Genomic DNA, 18384 nt, shown 5'->3' on the forward strand with positions numbered 1-18384 from the left:
CGGCGACTTGAAGGTGCGATCCGGCTCGGGTGGGACTTACTCCGGCGCGGAGGGGTACAAGAACGCACGGACGTGTCCGACCGAACCCTCAGCACGCCGTCGGGTCTATCGGGAGACATGAGCGACACGAGTTCACGATCCGACGACGGCGAGAACTCTCCCGGCGCGGCGTGCCCGCCCGACCCGGACGGGCTTCCCGTCCTCGGCAACGTCCACGCACTCGCCGCCGACGCGCTCGAGTTCTACGAACGCCGGGCGGCCGAGCGCGGCGGCGTCGCTCGGTACGACGTGTTCGACACGGAGAGCTACCTCCTCACCGACCCCGACGCGATCCGGCGGGTCCTCGTCGACGAGCACGCATGCTACGTGAAAGGCGAGATGCCCCGCGAGCAACTCGGCAACCTCCTCGGCGACGGGCTCTTCCTCGCGGAGGGAACGCGGTGGCGCGAGCAGCGGACCGCGATGCGGTCGGCGTTCTTCCGCGAGCGCGTCGACGAGTACGGCGACGCCATGGTCGAGCACGCCCAGGGCGCGGCCGCCGACTGGGACGACGGCGACGTCGTCGACGTCCACGAGGCGGCCACGGAGTACGCGTTCGCGGTCCTCGCGGAGAGCCTCCTCGGCGACGACATCGAGCGCGAACGCGAGACGGTGCGTGCGGCCGCGGCGAGCATCACCGAGCGGTTCGACATGCGACGGCTGACTTCCTTTCTGCCCGAGTGGATCCCGACGCCGGCGAACCGGCGGTATCGCCGGCGGCTCGACGCGCTACGGGGAGCGATCGAGGACCTCGTCGCCGAGCGACGCGCGGCGGGGCCGCCCGCCGATCCCGGATCGGCCGACGACCTGCTCGGGACGCTCGTCGCGGCCGCGGAGCTCGGCGCGCTCGACGACGACGAGCTCGTCGACAACGCCGTGACGTTCCTCTTCGCCGGCCACGAGACGAGCGCGCTCGGGCTGAGTTACACCCTCCACGCGCTCGCGACGCGCCCCGACGTTCAGGATCGAGTCCGCGAAGAGGTCGCGGCGTTCGACGACGACCCGACGCCCGCCGAGGTCCGCGACTGTCCGGCGCTGACCGCCGCGGTCGACGAGGCGCTCAGGCTGTATCCGCCGGTTCACACCTTCTTCCGGGAGCCGACCGAGCCGGTGACGCTCGGCGGGTACCGGATCCCCGCCGGCGTGGTGGTGTCGCTCTCGCCGTGGGTGGTCCACCGCGACGACCGGTGGTGGGACGAACCGGAGACCTACCGGCCGGAGCGCTGGCTTCACGAGTCGTCGTCGGGGGAGGTTTCCGTGGGCGACGACACGTCGGGACCGGCCGTCGGCGAGCGGCCGGAGTACGCCTACTTCCCGTTCGGCGGCGGGCCGCGCCACTGTATCGGGATGCGGTTCGCTCGCCAGGAGCTGCGGCTCGCGACCGCGACGCTGCTCCGCCGGGTCCGGTTGGAGGCGGTCGACGAGGACCTGACGCTCCGCGCCAGCGCGAACACGCGGCCGGCGGGACCGGTTCGGGTCAGGATCCACGAACTGGACGGGGAGACGGCAACCGGCGACGACCGGGTAGCAACCGGCGACGCCTAGACGTACGCCAGCGGGACCATCACCGCCGCGCCGAGGAGGATCCCGCCGACGAGTTCGCGCTTGCCGCCGTAGGGGAGCCCCTCGCCGGCGTCGAGCGCCTCCGGGAGGAACTCCGTGAGCACGAGGTAGATCATCGCGCCGGCGGCGAAGCCGAAGCCGTACGGGAGGAACTCCCGGGCGATCCGGACGAACGCGAACGCGATCACCGCGCCGATCGGCTGCGGGAGACTCGAGAACACCGCCCACCACACCATCTTCCACTCGGGGACATCCATCGCCCGCAGCGGGATCGAGATCGCCGTCCCCTCGGGGACGTTGTGGATCGAGATCGCGAGCGTCATGAACACCGCGAGGGCGGGCACGGTGAACCCCAGAACGGAGACGCCGCCCTCCAGCCCGAGGTCGGCGAAGGAGACGCCGACGGCGACGCCCTCGGGGAAGCTGTGGACCGTGAGGACGCCGAGGATCAACACGAGCTTGCGGAAGTCCGCCTCCTCGTACTGGTGGGGGTCGATGTCGGCGTCGAGGAGCACCTCGTGGGCCAGGATCACGAGGACGACGCCGGCGGCCATCCCGACCGCGACCTCCCCGATCGTCCCCTCGGCGAGTCCCTCGTCGATCAGCCCGAACAGCGACGCGGTCACCATGATCCCGGAGGAGAGTCCCCAGAGAACCACGTTTCCGCGGTCGCTGATGGACTCGAAGAAGAGGAAGGGAAGCGCGCCGAGCCCGGTCGCGAGCGCCGTGAGGAGTCCCGCGAGGAAGACGAACGCGAGGTTCTGGAGAAGGGCCATCCGTGCGCGAACTTCTCCCCGCGACGACAAATCCGTGACGGACGAGGCCACCCGATCCGGATCGCGCCGGGCAGTCAGGGCCCGCCGGACGGTCAGGACCTGCCGGACGGTCAGGACCCGTCGCTCGGTTCGGGCGCGCGCTCGGCCAGCACCGGGATCTCGGCCAGGCGCTCCGCGTCGAGCGCGTCCCAGTCGACGCCCGCGGGCCGCTCGGCGTCGCTTCCCGTTCGGACGACTCGCTCGGGCGTCACGACGAGATCGAGGGGAACGTCGTGGCGGTCGGGGTCGGGGAGTCGCGCCGCGTCGTCGACCGGCGAGGGCGGCTCGTCGACGACCTGGAGCTCGTGGACCGTCGTCACCACTACCGTGTCGTCGTCGACGGCGTCGAGTTCGCGGAGGACGGCCCACTCGAGGTCGCTGTACCCCTCCCCCTTCCCGATCCGGGCCCCGTCCGTCCGCACCGCGACCGACCCGGAGACGACGAGGTCGACGCGGGGCACGTCCTCGGGGGCGGTCGGGATCCCGTGATCGGAGATCCCCGAAACCGTCGTGGCCGCGTCGACGTCGTCGATCGCGGCGGGGTCGAGCCGGAGGAAGGGATCCGGATCGCGCAGTCGTGGCTGGGCCACGTAGACGGTCTTGCCGGCGCGGAGCGCGGCCCGGCGGACCGGGAGTTGCGGAGCGTCGGGGTTGGCCTTCACCGTCTCCGCGGACTCCCACTCGTGCGTCTCCGCGAGTCGGTCGCGGGCGTCGTCCGCGCCCGCGAAGTTCGGGATCCGGTCGTGCGGCGGGAAGGGGAACCGAGCGATCCCGCGGTCCTCGAGGGCGTCCCACACCGTCTGCCGGACCTGGCGTTTGGTCAGACGTTCCATGTCGACCGTGGGGTCGGCGACCGATTAAGCGATCCGGGGCGGCACCGGAGATCGACCGCGACCGACCACCTCACTCGACGACGATCGCGCCGCGGTGGCCGAGGGCGCGGTGGGGTCGACAGGCGTACCGGAACACGCCGGGTTCGTTGAAGGTGTGCTCGAAGTGGACGCCGGGTTCGACGGCGATCGATTCGGTCCGGACGTCCGCGTCCTCGAAGACGACGTCGTGGCCGCCTCCCTCGCCGGTCCACGCCCAGCGGACGGTCGTTCCGGCGGAGACCTTCACCGCGTGCGGCTCGAACGCGAAGTGGCCGCCGTTGCCGTCGGCTCCGGTGACGACCTCGACGAGGTCCTCGCCCGTCCGTTCGGTGATGGTCCCGTCGTACCCGTTCGTGTCGACCAGCCACTCGTCGACCGCCGGGTACTCGCTGGAGGGAGCGGGCTCGGCGACGACGACGCCCTTCATCCCCGCGTCGGCCTGCGGCTCGCTCACGTAGCGATACGTGCCCGCGTCCTCGAAGGTGTGCTCGAACGTCGTTCCCGCCTCGGACTCGGCGGGGCCGCTGTCGAACTCGCCGTCGACCGCGACGACGTTGTGTTCGTCGTCGGCGTCGGTCCACTCCCACGTCACCGTCGTTCCCGGCTCGACCTTGACCGCCGGCGGCGAGAACGACTTCGAGTCGGCGACGTCGAGGTACACCGTCGGCGGGTCGTCGAACCGGAAGTCACGGACCTGCGGCGTCCGCGGGTCGTTGGCGGTCGCGAGCCAGTCGTCGAGCGGGTCGCCGTCGGCGGACGGATCGGCGTCGTGGTGATCTCCCGTCGTCTCCGCGCCCGCGTTCACGCTTCGGACGGCGTCGAAACCGACCAGAGCCCCGAGGCCCATGACTGTACTCGCTCCGAGGAACGTTCGTCGATCACTGGAGGGCATGTGCGCGTCAATATTTGCCGGACCGGGTACAAAACGTCATGGCGATTCCAGATTTCTTGGAATCGTCGCGTTCGAGCGCTCTCACGGACGATCCACGGACGATCGTTTCCGGTAGCGCGTCGTTCGTCTCGCGTCGCCGGATCGTGTCGAGGTCTCGAGTCGTGTCGAGGTCTCGAGCGAGGTTCCCGCGACGCGATCGACGCCGATTGTCGACCTACTTTTATATACTTCCTGTGAGATCTCTCGCTCATGCTCGAAGACGGACTCTCGTACCCGGTTCGTGGCGACTGGATAGGCCGCATCCTCATCGGCGGGGTGTTGGGGTTCCTCTCGGTGCTTCTGCTCCCGGCGTTCGTCATACTCGGCTACCTCGTCCGGGTGCTCGAGACCACGGTGGAGGGCGCGGAGGACCCGCCGGAGTTCGAAGACTGGGGCGACCTCCTCGTGAAGGGGATCATCGGAACGGTCATCACCGTCGCGTACACGTTCGTTCCGGTGCTCGCGTACGCGATCCTGGTCTTTCTGGTCATCGGGACGGGCGGTGCGATCGGCGGCGACGCGGGCGCGATCGTGGGGATACTCGGCGTGCTGCTCGCGCTCGCGTTCCTGCCGGTGTTGCTGTTGGTCTACTATGCGGTTCCCGCCGCGTTGACCGCCTACGCGGCTCGCGGCGAGATCGGCGCGGCCTTCGACGTCGATCTGTTGAAACCCACCCTGTTGAGCACCGACTACCTCGTGGCGATCCTCATGCCGCTCGTCGTCACCTTCGTCCTCTGGATCGCGACCGGGATCCTAGCGATCACGGTCGTCGGTCTGCTCCTCGTTCCCTTCCTCCAGTTCTACGGGCAGGTGGCGGTGTTCCGGATGTTCGGCGCCGCGTTCTCGGACCAGAGCGACGAGCTCGACGCCGGCTCCGCCGGGTCGGACGACGCCGGACCTGTGGACCCGACCGAGCCAGCGGCGAACTGAACGCGCCCCCACGACGCGCCCTTTAACCCGTTCGGCGGTCGAATGCCGGTATGTTCGAAGACCGGCCGGACCGCGACGCGGAGGTCGTCCTCGTCGGACGGTCGAACGTCGGGAAGTCGACGATCATGCGCGAGCTGACGGGCCACGACGTCTCCGTCGGGGGGAAACCCGGCGTGACCCGCCAGCCGAACCACTTCGACTGGGCGAGCGAGTCGTTCATGTTTACGGACCTCCCCGGCTTCGGCTTCATGTCCGGCGTCGAGGAGGACCGTCGCGAGCAGATCAAGACCGACGTGGTGCGGTACGTCGAGGAGAACGCGGAGCGGATCCTCGCGGGCATCGTCGTCGTCGACGGCAAGAGCGCGGTCGACATCATCGACCGCCACCGCGAGCGCGGGAACGTCCCGCACGACGTGGAGATGTTCGCGTTCCTCGAGGAGATAGGGGTCGACCCGATCGTCGCCGTGAACAAGACCGACAAGATCGACGACCTCGACGAGCGGCTGAACGAGATCTGTGACCGGCTCGGGCTGTATCCCCCGTGGCAGCAGTGGTCCGACACGGTCGCGCCGATCTGCGCGAAGCGCGGCGACATCGACGCGCTCGAGGAGTGTCTGCGCGACCGCTTTCACGACCACAACCGCGACGACCTGCTGAAGTTCGTCTCCTAGATCAAAAACGGGGTAGCATCAACGACCTCAGCCGATCGGCGATACGAAGCGGGAATCACGATCGCGGAGAACACCGCCAAAGCCCCAGTCGTGAGGACTCGCGCGGCTCGTTTCGCTCCTCAGTCGCTCGTTTCACTCGCTCCCTGTGGTGCTTACGTCGCCGAGCTTCGTCCTTCCGAGAGACTTCGTCTCTCGACTTCCCGCTCGCTTACGCTCGCGGGAATCGCGACTGCCCCTTTGAGCCCCGCCCCGCACGGCACCGCAACCGCTCCTCACGCCTCCCCAACCTCGCGATTCGCGCTCTTCGAGCGCTCATCGCGTCCCTCGCGGTCGGGTTCGCGCCCGCCGGGCGCTCACCGGCGCGCCGACCGCACGGCGTGATTAGAACTCGAAGCCGACGGCGTCGTCGTCGGGTTCGAGCGGACTCCTCGGGTACGGCGGGGACGCGTCCGGATCGTTGAACGCGCCGGGCGCGACGTCGTTGGGGCCGTTCGGGTAGAACAGCGCCGCGAGCGTCTGGATCGCGGTCCGGCCGCTCGCCAGTTCGAACTGCCCGCCGCCGTACATCTCGATCCCCTCCTCGCGGCAGTAGGCGATCGTCTCGAACAGCGACTCGAGCGTCCCGAACCGCGAGGGTTTGACGTTACACCATCCCGGCTCGACGGGCAGCGACTCGATGGCGTCGACCCCGTCGATCGGGTAGTCGAAGGCGAGGCGGTCGGCCTGGGGCTCGAGCAGCGGCCGGGTCTCGGGCGTGAACGCCGCGTCCTCGATCACGGCCGACGGGAAGGCGGCGAGCGTGTCGCGGTAGAGTTCGGGGTCGGCGGGGACGTCCACGTCCGTCCCCTCGTACCACCCCTTCAAGTCGAGGACGCGGACCGCGCCCGTCTCGCGCAGGCGCTCGAACGCCGATTCGGGCCAGTCGGGCGTCGGGTCGAGCTTGAACTCGAGGTCGTCGTCGAGCGCGAGCAGGTCCTCGACGCGGTCGGCGGAGGGCGGATCGCCGAGCCGCGTCGAGACGACGAACCTCACGGGGTCGGGCTCGATCCCGAGGAACTCGCCGAGGCTCGCGTCGGCCTGACGAAGGCCGAGGTCGAGCGCCGCGCTCTCGACGGCCCACCGGCGGTAGTTCCGGAACGACTCCCGTTCGGGCGGCTTCGTGTCGAAGAGGTCCACGTCGTCGAGGGCGGCGGAGAGCTCGTCGATCGTCCACTCCCCCTCGAGATCGACCGGGTCCGTCCCGGCGAGCGCGTCGTGGTCGGCGGTCTCGTAGGTCACGTCCTCGCCGCGGCCGACGAGCCCGTCGCCGGCGAGCCGGAACTCCGTGGTCGTCCGCTCGAACCCGCTCGTCGTGTCCGCGGCGTAGCGCCGCCTGTCGACCGACTCGATCGTGACGGAGAGGTCCGCGATCCGCTCGTACGCGCTCATGGATCGTCCGACGCCGCCTAGGGACTTAAACGGGCGTCGTGGAGGGAGCGGGCCGAGCCAGCGGAACTCACTCGCGAATCCGCAGCGTCTCGACGCGGGTCGCGAGCGCGAGGAACAGCGGCACGACCGTGAGCACGACCGCGCCGGCGGCGGCGACCTGGAGGACCGTCGTCGTGAACCAGGGTTGGGCGTCCGGATACGGCAGCGACGTGTGGGTGACCCCGTCGATCACCGGGACGAAGTAGTCCATCAGCAGGTCGACGGTGTACCACGCCGTCGCGACCGCGACCGCCCGCACCGGGAAGTCGGTCATCCGGTGGAGCACGAACGCCTGGACCACCATCCCGAGGTGGCTCACGAGGAGGAACGCGTACAGCGCGGGCCCCGAGGTCGCGAGGAACTCGGGGTAGAAGACGACGAGCACGTACGGCGTCCACAGCCCGAGTTTGACGTTCCCGAAGAAGGCGAGCGCCGCGAGGGTGTCGCTGGAGCGGCCGACCGCCCACGAGGCGAGCGCGAGCGCGATGAGCAGCGTCGCGCCCGGGCTGTCCGGAACGAACGCCCACATCTCGACGGGCACCCGGGCGAACTGGAAGCGGTAGTACCAGAAGCCGAAGGCCGTCCCGAGGAGGTTGATCGCGACGATGACCCAGACGAACCGGTAGGCGACGTTCTCCAGCGCCGCCGGCAGCGGCGCGGCCCACCGGGGGAGCCGGCCGGATTCCGCGGGTCCGCGCTCCGGCGGGTCGCGGCCGAGCGCGCCGACGATGTCCATGACCGTGGCTCGGCCCGCCGGTTCAAAGCCGTGGCGGTCGCAGGCGGGAGACGGGAGGATCGCGCCGTCGGCGGTCCGCCGCCCGCGACGAAAAGGGCTATGGGGGCCGGGACGGAACCCAGGGGCATGCGCCCGCGAACGCTGCTCGCGTTGCTTCTCGTCATCCCCTTCGCCGACGCCCTGTTCCTCGTCTTCGTCGCGACGCGGCTCGGCTGGGTGATGACGGTCGGACTCGTCGTGTTGACGGCGATCCTCGGGATGCTGCTCTTACGCGCGGAGGGTCGGGCGACGCTCGCGCGAGTCCAACGGAAGCTCGCCCGCGGGGAGCCGCCGACGGACGAGCTGCTCGACGGCGGGCTCCTCATCGCCGCCGGCGCGTTCCTGCTCACGCCGGGGCTCGTCACCGACGCGCTCGGGTTCCTCCTCGCGTTGCCGATCACGCGGGTCCCGATCCGCATGGCGGTCAAGCGGTACGTCGTCGTGCCCTACATCGACAGCGAGACCGGCGGCTTCGCCACCGGGAACGTGTACATCGGGGGTTTCCCCGGCGGGGAGGGGTTCGGCGGCCAGGGCGACTTCTCCGGCGACCCGGAGGACTTCCCCGGCGGATTTCCGGGCGCGTCCGGAGACGACGGTGACGACGGGGACGACGGCTTCCCGGGCGGGGTCGGCGGTCCCGAAGCGGGGGGACGCGGGGGCGACGAGGAGAACGACTCCGAGGACGTCGTCGACGTGGAGTACACGGTCGAGGACGACCGGGAAGGCGAGAGCCGCTCCGGGTGAGCGTCCGACCGCGCCCGTCGGGTCGCGCGATCCGGTCAGGAACCGCCTGACGGCGGCGCACTGCTGAAAGGAAACCCTTAAAATCCTACCCACGAAATCATCTGATGCGCTCACCTGGGCCAATAGCTCAGTCAGGTTGAGCGCTCGGCTGATAACCGGGAGGTCCACGGTTCAAATCCGTGTTGGCCCACCTCGAAAGCGGTCGGCGTTATGCCACCGCGGTTGGGGCCGTACAACTCCCCAGCCACCTAATTTCCGTATCCTACTCCCCTAGAGACACCGCTAGCGTGTCTTGTCCGGGCTGAAATCAATCCGGTAGTCGCCGCCGTCCCTCGATCGGCGTTAGCCGAGGTGGTCTCGGCGTGACGTTGCTCCGATCTCACGGTAGCCGGAGCAACTGCCTCCATCGTGAGGCGCACGTCCCGAGCGACTTCCGGCGAGTCCACGGTAACGACGAGGATCGGACGCACCGGTGTCCCGAGTGTGACTCGTGGTCTCGGATCTTCGACGGGAGCGCAGCCGGCAAGGACGTGCCGACGCCTGATCCCGAGACGAGCCCCGCCCGCAACGCCGGCGAGCCGTGGGACGGAGGGCTCTCGGGATGACGCCGTTCGTCCGCGCGAGCCGGCTGTACGACTCGGCTCACGGTCCGCACCAGCACGTCCGTGACGCCGTGCGGCTCCGGTGGAAACGCGACGCCGAACGGGGGCGGTCCGCGTGATCGACCGGAGCCAGCAAACCGAGCGCGGGCGTGTGCCTCTGACAGAAGGGTTCGGATGCTCCGGTAGTATGGAGGACGAAGCGGAGAGACAAATCACCGTCCCGGTTGGGCACCGAAATCACACAGGAGAGGCGGCCGCGATCTTCATCACCCACGGAATTCTCGATACGACCCCGTGGGGTCCGACGCGGATGTATCGCCGAACCGCGATCTATGTACTTCGGTGGTCCTCGAGGACGGCCGAAATACATAGAAATCGATCGTGTTGCGGGTGGCCGTCGTCGTGATCGCGATCGATCCGTCCCGACCACTTCAACGCGGACCGGTTCAGTCAGCCGAGAACGACGGGATCGCGACCGTACATACGGTGAGATCTAAATGAGCCGTCGAACCAGCCTGAAACTCTCCGACGAACGAGAGCGTCGGATCGAAAAGGCGAGCGAGATCGTGGCGAGCGGTCTCGAAGACGATCCGCCGATGAGCGTCGTCATCGACGCCGCACTTGCGCATCTCATCGAGAGCGAGGAGAACATTCGGGAGGGACGTAGCGAGTACGATCCCGTGACGGTTCAGGCGCTCTGTAATACGTCAGTTCTCGGGCTTCAATACCGAACGGGAATAAAAAGTCGGTGGCGGTAATTGAGTCGATCCGATCTAGCTGAAGTTGAGATCAGCGTCGTAGACGAATTCGTCGGTAACTTCGAACGTCCGGTCGGCGAGGATTGAATCACTCGGCTGGTGGATTATACGTACACGGACCTCCTCACCGCTGCTGACTGTCTGCCCAGTCCCAGTAGCTGAGGAGATCCGATCTCCCACAGAGAGCCTCTGAGTAATGGTATCGTTTCCTTCAGCGTTGCCGTCAGAGGTTACGATCACACGGAGCGAATCTGAATCGATAGAATCGCCGCCGGCGTGTTCAATTATTGTCTGATTATTTGCTTCATCGATACTCACATCCAGCTGTGCCGTCGGCTGACTGTCTCCGAGCGAGTCGCCGAGTCCGAGGACGAACGTTCCGATGACGGCGGCCAGAATGACGGTGATTGCGACCATCAGGATGACCCCGATAACGGGACTCACAGCGCGGTCGTCCGTTTTGAACAGGTTGCTTGGTTTCATGATTGAACCCAGCTGGGGCCGAGAACGCGGTTACGAGAATCCCCCGATCCGCGTTCGTCGGTTGCTGGCTATCTGAAAGGAAGCGGATCGAGTATATGTACTTGATGGCGTACGTATCAAAGTTGAGAATCTAATCGGCATCTTCAAATCCTGTTTGCGCGAAATCACGAGTATGTCCCCCACGGCACCGTCACTCGCCCGCACCTACAGCGATCGTGAGTACTCCGACCCGTGGGAGAAAGTCCTCGACTACCGGCGCGTTCGGGAGTACGCCGCCGATCATCCCAAGCACGGCCGTACCCGCGTCGGGAACGCCCTCGATCTTCCCCCGAGTCGCGTCCGCGGATGGCTCAACGGCGGGATGCCCGATCCAGTCCGCGGCGTCCAGACCGCGATCGATCACGGGTGGATCGATCCCGACCCGGACGGCGACGTGGCGGCCGCGCTCGTCGAGCTGCTCGCGCATGTCCTCGCGGGCGGGAGCATCACGAGCCGGACGTTCGTCCCCGCGGTGACGACCGGCCGGCGCGTCGGGCTCGAGGAGGTTCGGGACGCCTTCGAGCGCGTCGGCGTCGAGACCGTCGTTCGGCGTGCCGACGACGAGAACCGCGCGACCGAGGTGATCCCCACCGCCGACGGCTCGGTCCTCGGCCGGTGCCTCGTCACGATGGGTGCCCCCGCGGGCGAGAAGATCGCTCTCGACAGCTTCCCGTCGATCGTGTGGGAAGTCCCGAGAGCGGTCCGCGAGTCGTTTGCACGGATCTACGTCGACCACCGCGGTACCGGCTACTCGGAGAAGCAAACGATGGCGATCCAGGAGGAGCGATCGGCGGAGTACCTGGAGGGGCTTCGCGGGTTGCTGGCGGACGTGACCGGCCAACCGGTGACCGCCGGAGGTCGTCAGGTCACGATCTCGGCCGCCGCGGTCCGCGAACTCGGTGCGGCGTGATCGCTCGCGGTCGTCGGCGCACCCACGTTCAAGTAGCCTGACATCCATTCCCACGTATGGCGGGGCCCGACCCCGAGCAGCTACGTCACCTGATCGACCGCTTCCCCCGGCCGCCGGACGACGACCGCGCTGACGACCTGCTCGACGGCGCCTACGGCCGGATGGCCGGCGAGTGGTACGACCGCCTCCGCGGCCTCGCGGACGCCTACGCCGACGGCGACGCGCTCCGCGAGGAACTGCTCGTCCACGCCGAGGCCGTTCCCGCGTTCCGCCTGAGCGACGGGGCCGCGCCGCTGCCCGAGCGCCGGAGACGACTGACGGAAGCCGCCGACGAACTCCCGGAGGTCGCCGAAGCGGCCGCGTGGTACGCCGACCTCCGAGACCTGCTCGAGGACGACCGCGACGACCTCACCCCGGTCGAGCGCGCGCTACACGATTTCGGCTACGTCCTGGCACACGGGCTGTTCCTCGGCGCCAACGCGCCCGAAACCGTGGTTCGCCGGCTCAGGCTCGCCTACCGGCTCGTCGGCGTCCGGATCGACGAGACCGAGACCGACGGCGCAGAGCGGACGACGTTCACCTGCCCGTACCGGAACCTCGGCGCCGGTCGGTGCGGAACGCGCTGGATCTGTCACGAGAAACTCGACCGCGTCGACGACGGCTACGTCACCTACCTCGCGGAACGCGGGATCGACTACCGGCGGCCGCGAGCCTGTGCCGGATCCGAGCAGTGCCACTCCGCGGTCGCGCGGGAGAGCCCCGAGCGCTGGTGGCCGAAGACGCCGCCCGCGGCAGTGAGCGAGTCGTGACGGGTCCCGAGCACGTCGACCGCGTACGGGAGAGCTACGACCGCTGGGCGCGGGTCTACGACTTGTTCGCGCGGGCGACCGCCGGCGTCGGCGGCGTCCGGGACGCCTGCGTCGACGCGCTGGACGTGGACGAGGGCGACACGGTGGTCGAGTTCGGCTGCGGCCCCGGTCCGAACCTCCCCGCGCTCCGGGAGGCGGTCGGCCCGTCGGGTCACGTCGTCGGCGTCGACCTCACCGGGCGGATGCTCGACCGCGCGCAGGTGCAGATCGCCCGTCGCGGCTGGCGGAACGTCTCGCTCGTACGGGGCGATGCGGCCACCCCGCCCGTCGCCGACGCGGACGCGGTGCTGTCGACGTTCGTCACCTCGCTGTTCCCCGATCCGGCGGCGGTGGTGGGCGAGTGGTGCGAGCTGGCCGACCGCGTCGTCGTCGCCGGCTTCGCACCGCGCGGGAACCGCGCCGCGAACGCGGCGCTGTGGGCGTTCACGCGACTGAGCACGTCGCTGTTCGACGCGACCGGTGAGGACCCGCTGGGGCAACTGGACCGACGGACTGCGGCCGCCCGGCACGAGTTGGACGCGCGGATGGACAGGGTGGAGGGCGGGACGTTCGTGTTCGGGACGATCGTGGTGAGCGCCGGGTACCGAGAGACGGCCGTTCGTTGAGGAACTCTACGTCCGGTACGAGGAGCGGCACGACGACCCCGTGACGCTACGGTATCTCCGGGAGAACTACCTGCCGAAGCCGGAGCAGTACGACCTGATCGAGGTCGAGGGCGATAGAGGGACGAAGCGGTACTCCTTCGTCGGCGTTGACGGGCCGAAATCTTCCCTCGAACGGCGCTGATTCGGCAATCATCGGGTACGGACGGCCGGCTGAACGAGAAATGGAGATCCACGTTCCGAACCGTAGTGTGATGGCACACTAGGTTTATTGGCGGTGGTCCCATACCGCCGCGTATGAGCAGCGAGAGCGTCGACTCCGAGAGCAAGGTCTCGGGGAATCAAGCGAATATTCCGGCACACATCCGCCGAGAGCTGGAGATCGACGACGGCGACAAGCTCCGCTGGCGGATCGAGGACGACGGAACGCTCCGCGTGCGGGTCGTTCAACAGCGCAGCGGGACGTTCAGCGACTTCGACGGGTACGACGGCGATCAGGAGACGAACGTCGAGAGCGACCACGACGCGTGGGGCGTCGACCCCGAGTAGATGCCGCGCGCGCTCGTCGACACGACCGTTCTCTTCGCGGCGGCGTACCGCCGCGACGGCGCACACGATGACGCCCTCCCGATCCTCAGGGGGATCGATACCGCCGACCTGCCGGAGGCGGTGATCCTGGATTACGTGCTCGCGGAGACGCTCAACGGGCTGACGACGCACGCGGGCCACGACGCTGCCGTCGACTTTCTCGACCGGGTGGAGGAGAACACGCGACTCCACGTCGACTCCCTGACGGCGGACGCGTTCGCGACGGCGAAGGGCCTCTTTCGGCAACACGAACGGTTCTCGTTCGTCGACGCCTGTGTCGTCGCGTACATGCGACTGGAGGGACTCGGCTACCTCTACGCGTTCGACGACGACTTCGACGCCGCCGAGGACGTCTACCGCCTCGACGTCGCGACCGATCCGTATCAGCCGGAGTGACCGAGACGCGGTCGGCGTTCGACGAGGCACACCGGAACTCTCACACGGGTCTACCTCGTGAACACGGTCGACGAGGCGCTCGTCGACGGGCTCGCGGCGTTGGGGGGCGACCGGATCCCCTTGTACGAGGACCTCCCGGTGCGAACCGAGATTCGTTTTCGAGGACTTCGAGGATGGGGTCGTCAGTTGGCAGTTGTATCCACTCGATGGTTTCGCACGTATCACGACTCGGCAGTCATCGATGCGCGTCGATCCACCGACACCACGCCTCGAAGTCGTCGGCACCGCACTGGTCGGCGATCGACCGGTACGTCTCCTGTGAGATCTGGTCGCTGTCGGTGAGCGGAACGCTCACCACACGGATCTCGTCGGTCTCCGGGTGCTCGTACCGGAGCTTCACGTGACTTCCCTCGCGGCCGACCGGTCGGTACCGCATCGACCGGAGCGCCTTCACGATCTCTCGACCGTCAAAACTCGCATAGACCATTCGGGACTACTCCCACGGCGGCTCGCCGGCGTCCTCGATATCGTCGGGGTCGACGCCGATCTCCTCGAGGAACGCCTCCTCGTCGTCGATCGGCTCGCCGCCGCCGGCGTGGAGGGTCAACGCGTCCGCGAGCCGGGAGAGCGCGACCGGCTTCGACTCGCCCGACGCGGCGACGCCCGACTCGACGTCGCGCGCCGTCACGAGATCGCCCTCGTAGGTGAACTCCACCCCGTCGGCGCGGTCGTTCTCCGAAGTGGTCGCCATTACCAGTAACGAGGCGTGGAACCGGTGAAAAGTGTTCTGGCGCGGTGTGTAAGAAGTCGGCACGTCACCGATGCTCGTCTATCCACTCACACCACGAGTGGAAGTCGTCCGCTCCGCACTGGTCAGCGATCGAGTGAAGCGTCCCGGTCGGGATCTCGTCCTCGGACTTCATTGGGACCGTGACGATCCGCACCTCGTCGGTATCGGGTGACTCGTATCGCATCTTCAAGTGGCTTCCAACCCGACCGACTCGCCTGTATCCGAAGTCGTTGAGCACTGATGCGATCTCTTGTCCGGAGAAGTTCGTCCGGACCATTCACTTCATGAAGTCAGGAAGTTCCTTGTCGCCGGGTTCCGCGTCTTCGAGGCCCCACTCCTCGAGGTCCTCGTCGGTCACGGGTTCGCCGCCTCCCTCGTGAAGCTCGATCGCCTCCGCGAGCATCCGGAGGGCTTCTGCCTTCGTATCGCCGAAGGACGCGACACCGGTCTCGATGTCTTTCGCGGTAATCGAGCCGTCATCCTCGTGAATGAACTCGACGCCCTCCCTGTTGGATGCGTCGCGTGTCGCACTCGCCATACTCTCCTTTCGCGGACCGCTCGAATAAGCGTTCTGTCGGTGTCGGACCATCCGGAACCGATCGGAACCCTGCGGGTCAGGCGAAATCGATTCTCGTCGTGGCCGAGCCCATCGGTCACCGTTCCACACGACGTGAATCGGTTAGAGCCGTTCCTCCAGCGTCTGCCGGTCGAGCTTTCCGGTGGCGTTCCGCGGGAGCGCGTCGACGAAGGTCACTTCCCGCGGATGTTTGAACGCCGCGAGCTCCGCGAGAACGTGGTCTCTCACCTCCTCGGCGGTGAGATCGGCTCGAGGGTGACGGTCGACGAACGCCACCGGCTTTCTTCCCTTCCACTCGTCGGGTTTCCCGACGACGGCGGCCTCGCGGACGCCGTCGAGTTCCTCGATGACGCCCTCGACCTCTTGAGGGTAGACGTTCTCGCCGCCGGTGATGATCGTGTAGTCGACCCTATCGAGCACGTGGACGTAGCCGTCCTCGTCCACGCGGGCGTAGTCGCCGGTGTGGAACCACTCGGCGGTCCACTCCGCCTCGTGGTCGAGATAGCCCGTCAACAACGCTTCGCCGCGAACCAGCAGTTCGCCGGGCTCGTTCGTCGGGACCTCCGCGCCGGTCGATCTGTCGACGACCTTCGCCTCGATGAGCCGGCCGGAGGTCCGTCCGACGCTCGGGAGCCGTCGCGACCCGCGTCTGTCCTCCCAGAGGCCGGCGGCGAAGGTCTCGGTCATGCCCCAGCCGTTGAGGACCGGCGCGTCGAGGAACGCCTCCGACCGCCGGATCAGGTCGGCGGACACGCCCGCCCCGCCGATGACGCCGGTGCGCACCGAGTCGGTGTCGACCGAGCGGTCCGACGCCACGGCCAGCCAGTCTTTGAACATGGCCGGGACGCCGGAGAAGACGTTCACGCCGTGGGCCTCGACGTCGTCGAGCGCCGCCACCGGGTCCCACTCCTCGCGCAGGAGCAGCTCGCCGCCCGCCTTCAGCGTCGGGCCCAGGATCGTTCCGATGCCCGTACAGTGATACAGCGGCATGACCGCGAGAAAGACGCTCCCCGGCCCCATCTCGTAGGAGATCACGGAGGCGTCGCTGACGGCGATCAGGTTGGCATGCGTGTGGACCACGCCCTTCGGACGACCGGTCGTTCCGCTCGTGTGGAGGACGAACGCCTCGCGCTCGCCCATCGTCTCGGGGACGGCGACGGCGGGGCGTGTCGTGCGAACCGCGGCGTCCCACCGTCTGACGTCGTCGGGGGCGTCGTCCGAGGCGTCGTCGGTGCGAACGCCGAAGACGGTGACGTCGGTGGCGTCGGTGGCGTCGCTCTCCTCGAGCGCGTCGTTGACCGCCGGTAGCGTTTCCCCACTCGCGATCGCGGCGCTCGGCTCGACCTGATCCATCAGCGACGCGACCTCCCGGCGCCGGAAACGGGTGTTCACCGGGACGACGACCGCCCGCCGGGCGAGCGACCCGAGCGTGGACGTGACGAAGTGGTAGGTGTTCGGGAGCATCACCACGACGGCGTCCCCGGCGTCGACCCCGGCGTCGCGGAGGACGGTGGCCGCCGAGCGGGCGTCCTCGAACAGTTCCGCGTAGGTCCACGTTACGTCACCCTCCCGGACGGCGACCCGATCGGGAAACACGCGTTCGTTCGATGCCAGATAGTCGAGGTAGTTCATTGGCGACGTCGCCCACGGGATCCGATGACAGGCGGACCGCTGTCACATCGATACAAAAGGATTACGGTGGTCGATCGAGGACTCGGCCGCGGACGGCCTCGGACGGCCGCGAACCGCCGCATCACCGCGGATCGCCGCGGATCGCCGCATCGACGCCGCCGGTAGTTATATCCAGAAAACGTCGATAGTAGTTCGCATGGAGCTGACCGACGAGGAGCGCTTCATCAGACGACAGGTGCGCGAGTTCGGCCGAGAGGAGATCGAACCGGTCGCGGTCGAGCACGAACGCGAGGGCCGCTACCCCTGGGACGTGATCGAGACCGCCGCCGAGGCGGACCTGCTCGCCCCCCGACTCGACGAGTCGGTCGGCGGTGCGGAGCTCGACGTCGTGGCCTCGTTGCTGGTCAACGAGGAACTCCACCGGGCCGACCCGGGTATCGCCGAGTCGGTTACGTCGACGACGTTCGGGTGTGAACCGCTCGTCGAGTACGGCCGCGACGAACACGTCGAGGAGTGGGTCCGACCCGCCACCCGAGGCGAGGCGGTCACGGGGGTCGCGATGACCGAACCCGAAGCGGGCTCCGACTTCGCCGCCATCCGGACGACGGCCGAGCGCGACGGCGACGAGTACCTGCTGAACGGCGACAAAGTGTTCATCAGCAACGGCAGCGTCGCCGACGCGCTCGTCGTGTACGCGCGCACGAGCGAGCCGGAGGAACCCCATCGCGGTATCTCGGCCTTCGTCGTCCCGACGGACCGGGAGGGCGTCGACCGGACGTCGATGGACGGGTATCTCGGACCGGCCCCGACCGACGTCGCGCAAGTCTTCCTGAACGACGTACGCGTGCCCGTCGAGGACCGCCTCGGGGAGGAGGGCGACGGCTTCTATCAGGCGATGGCCTTCCTCGACGAGGCCCGCCTGGAGGTGGCGGCGGCGTCGATCGGGGCCGCCCGCGGCGCGATGGACCTGCTCCGCGAGTACACCACGGAGCGGGAGGCGTTCGGCGACGCCGTCGCCGAGAAGCAGGCCGTTCGCCACCGGGTGGCGGACCTGGAGACCCGACTCGACGCCGGTCGGGCGCTCGTCTACGAGGTCGGGCGTGACCTCGAGCGCGAAGGGGAGGTCGACTCCGCCCGGTCGGCGAAGGCGAAGCTGCTGGCGACCACGCTTCTGGAGGACGTCGCGAGCGAGGCCGTCCAGCTACACGGCGGGTACGGCGTCTTCGACGAGTACCGCGTCGAGACGTTCTTCCGCTTCTCGAAGATCCCACAGATATACGAGGGGACCAACGAGATACTGCGAGAAGTGATCGCGGAGGAGGCCCTGTGAC

Annotated in this window: 24 protein-coding genes and 1 tRNA gene; 14 read left to right on the forward strand and 11 right to left on the reverse strand. The window is 68.2% G+C overall.

The annotated features are described in order from the left end of the window. The first annotated feature begins 117 nt into the window (after positions 1–117). The gene (locus AXA68_RS11345; RefSeq protein ID WP_066416774.1) at positions 118–1584 is read left to right on the forward strand and encodes a cytochrome P450; all 1467 of its coding nucleotides are present in this window, start codon (positions 118–120) and stop codon (positions 1582–1584) included. Here AXA68_RS11345 and AXA68_RS11350 read toward each other — a convergent pair. The 3 genes from AXA68_RS11350 to AXA68_RS11360 all read right to left on the reverse strand — a co-directional run bounded on the left by AXA68_RS11350 (position 1581) and on the right by AXA68_RS11360 (position 4136). Then, positions 1581–2378, reverse strand: a complete 798-nt coding sequence (locus AXA68_RS11350) for a ZIP family metal transporter (protein WP_066416776.1) — start codon at positions 2376–2378, stop codon at positions 1581–1583. The two genes, AXA68_RS11345 and AXA68_RS11350, sit on opposite strands and share 4 nt — an antisense overlap. A 110-nt stretch (positions 2379–2488) precedes the next feature. Beyond that, positions 2489–3241: a 5-formyltetrahydrofolate cyclo-ligase gene (locus AXA68_RS11355; protein WP_066418569.1), complete on the reverse strand. Its 753-nt coding sequence runs from the start codon at positions 3239–3241 to the stop codon at positions 2489–2491. 79 nt (positions 3242–3320) lie between these two features. Then, on the reverse strand, positions 3321–4136 hold the full coding sequence (locus AXA68_RS11360; RefSeq protein ID WP_232745109.1) for a halocyanin domain-containing protein: 816 nt from the start codon (positions 4134–4136) through the stop codon (positions 3321–3323). A 294-nt stretch (positions 4137–4430) separates the two neighbouring features. Here AXA68_RS11360 and AXA68_RS11365 point away from each other — a divergent pair, with 294 nt between their 5' ends. Together AXA68_RS11365 and engB are read left to right on the forward strand one after the other, a co-directional pair. After that, complete coding sequence (locus tag AXA68_RS11365; RefSeq protein ID WP_066416778.1) at positions 4431–5150, forward strand: DUF4013 domain-containing protein; 720 nt, start codon at positions 4431–4433, stop codon at positions 5148–5150. 50 nt (positions 5151–5200) lie between these two features. Then, on the forward strand, positions 5201–5821 hold the full coding sequence (gene engB, locus AXA68_RS11370) for a GTP-binding protein EngB (RefSeq protein ID WP_066416781.1): 621 nt from the start codon (positions 5201–5203) through the stop codon (positions 5819–5821). Between the two features lie 381 nt (positions 5822–6202). Here engB and AXA68_RS11375 read toward each other — a convergent pair whose 3' ends face one another. Next, complete coding sequence (locus tag AXA68_RS11375) at positions 6203–7249, reverse strand: enolase (protein ID WP_066416784.1); 1047 nt, start codon at positions 7247–7249, stop codon at positions 6203–6205. A 67-nt stretch (positions 7250–7316) separates the two neighbouring features. Continuing rightward, positions 7317–8024 carry a DUF1405 domain-containing protein gene (locus AXA68_RS11380; RefSeq protein WP_066416786.1) on the reverse strand — a complete coding sequence of 236 codons (708 nt, stop codon included), beginning with the start codon at positions 8022–8024 and terminating at the stop codon, positions 7317–7319. A gap of 126 nt (positions 8025–8150) precedes the next feature. Here AXA68_RS11380 and AXA68_RS11385 point away from each other — a divergent pair, with 126 nt between their 5' ends. The 4 genes from AXA68_RS11385 (at position 8151) to AXA68_RS11395 (ending at position 10167) form a co-directional block, all read left to right on the forward strand. After that, positions 8151–8807 carry an FxsA family protein gene (locus AXA68_RS11385; RefSeq protein WP_066416789.1) on the forward strand — a complete coding sequence of 219 codons (657 nt, stop codon included), beginning with the start codon at positions 8151–8153 and terminating at the stop codon, positions 8805–8807. A 116-nt stretch (positions 8808–8923) separates the two neighbouring features. Continuing rightward, positions 8924–8997, forward strand: a tRNA-Ile gene (locus AXA68_RS11390). Between the two features lie 172 nt (positions 8998–9169). Next, positions 9170–9412 (forward strand): DUF7563 family protein, encoded by a 243-nt coding sequence (locus tag AXA68_RS17635; protein ID WP_449272151.1) that lies wholly within the window; start codon positions 9170–9172, stop codon positions 9410–9412. A gap of 494 nt (positions 9413–9906) precedes the next feature. Then, complete coding sequence (locus tag AXA68_RS11395; RefSeq protein WP_066416791.1) at positions 9907–10167, forward strand: DUF7386 family protein; 261 nt, start codon at positions 9907–9909, stop codon at positions 10165–10167. Positions 10168–10182: 15 nt separating this feature from the next. Here the strand turns inward: AXA68_RS11395 and AXA68_RS11400 are convergent, their stop codons facing one another. Next, positions 10183–10650 (reverse strand): type IV pilin, encoded by a 468-nt coding sequence (locus AXA68_RS11400; RefSeq protein WP_080505241.1) that lies wholly within the window; start codon positions 10648–10650, stop codon positions 10183–10185. Between the two features lie 172 nt (positions 10651–10822). Here AXA68_RS11400 and AXA68_RS11405 point away from each other — a divergent pair, with 172 nt between their 5' ends. The 6 genes from AXA68_RS11405 (at position 10823) to AXA68_RS11425 (ending at position 14054) form a co-directional block, all read left to right on the forward strand. Continuing rightward, on the forward strand, positions 10823–11599 hold the full coding sequence (locus tag AXA68_RS11405; protein ID WP_066416794.1) for a hypothetical protein: 777 nt from the start codon (positions 10823–10825) through the stop codon (positions 11597–11599). A 56-nt stretch (positions 11600–11655) separates the two neighbouring features. Then, positions 11656–12408, forward strand: a complete 753-nt coding sequence (locus tag AXA68_RS11410) for a hypothetical protein (protein ID WP_066416796.1) — start codon at positions 11656–11658, stop codon at positions 12406–12408. Then, entirely contained in the window at positions 12369–13073 is a 705-nt protein-coding gene (locus tag AXA68_RS11415) for a class I SAM-dependent methyltransferase (RefSeq protein WP_080505300.1), read from the forward strand. The genes AXA68_RS11410 and AXA68_RS11415 overlap by 40 nt, the downstream gene beginning before the upstream one ends. Positions 13074–13113: 40 nt before the next feature. Further along, on the forward strand, positions 13114–13254 hold the full coding sequence (locus AXA68_RS16515) for a hypothetical protein (RefSeq protein ID WP_232745110.1): 141 nt from the start codon (positions 13114–13116) through the stop codon (positions 13252–13254). Positions 13255–13367: 113 nt separating this feature from the next. Continuing rightward, the gene (locus AXA68_RS11420; RefSeq protein ID WP_066416798.1) at positions 13368–13619 is read left to right on the forward strand and encodes an AbrB/MazE/SpoVT family DNA-binding domain-containing protein; all 252 of its coding nucleotides are present in this window, start codon (positions 13368–13370) and stop codon (positions 13617–13619) included. Beyond that, a complete protein-coding gene (locus AXA68_RS11425; protein ID WP_066416800.1) occupies positions 13620–14054 on the forward strand; it encodes a PIN domain-containing protein in 435 nt (144 codons plus the stop codon). It begins immediately after the preceding gene. A 235-nt stretch (positions 14055–14289) separates the two neighbouring features. Here the strand turns inward: AXA68_RS11425 and AXA68_RS11430 are convergent, their stop codons facing one another. The 5 genes from AXA68_RS11430 to AXA68_RS11450 all read right to left on the reverse strand — a co-directional run bounded on the left by AXA68_RS11430 (position 14290) and on the right by AXA68_RS11450 (position 17053). Then, complete coding sequence (locus AXA68_RS11430) at positions 14290–14541, reverse strand: type II toxin-antitoxin system HicA family toxin (protein WP_066416801.1); 252 nt, start codon at positions 14539–14541, stop codon at positions 14290–14292. A 6-nt stretch (positions 14542–14547) separates the two neighbouring features. Beyond that, entirely contained in the window at positions 14548–14805 is a 258-nt protein-coding gene (locus tag AXA68_RS11435) for a type II toxin-antitoxin system HicB family antitoxin (RefSeq protein ID WP_066416806.1), read from the reverse strand. A 64-nt stretch (positions 14806–14869) separates the two neighbouring features. After that, complete coding sequence (locus AXA68_RS11440; protein WP_066416807.1) at positions 14870–15121, reverse strand: type II toxin-antitoxin system HicA family toxin; 252 nt, start codon at positions 15119–15121, stop codon at positions 14870–14872. Beyond that, complete coding sequence (locus AXA68_RS11445) at positions 15122–15382, reverse strand: type II toxin-antitoxin system HicB family antitoxin (RefSeq protein ID WP_066416808.1); 261 nt, start codon at positions 15380–15382, stop codon at positions 15122–15124. Between the two features lie 141 nt (positions 15383–15523). After that, complete coding sequence (locus AXA68_RS11450) at positions 15524–17053, reverse strand: class I adenylate-forming enzyme family protein (protein WP_066416809.1); 1530 nt, start codon at positions 17051–17053, stop codon at positions 15524–15526. Between the two features lie 196 nt (positions 17054–17249). Between AXA68_RS11450 and AXA68_RS11455 the strand changes: the two genes are divergently transcribed. After that, on the forward strand, positions 17250–18383 hold the full coding sequence (locus AXA68_RS11455) for an acyl-CoA dehydrogenase family protein (protein WP_066416810.1): 1134 nt from the start codon (positions 17250–17252) through the stop codon (positions 18381–18383). Position 18384 lies beyond the last annotated feature (1 nt).

It is taken from the genome of Halorubrum aethiopicum, from assembly GCF_001542905.1.
GTDB classification, from domain to species: Archaea; Halobacteriota; Halobacteria; order Halobacteriales; family Haloferacaceae; genus Halorubrum; species Halorubrum aethiopicum.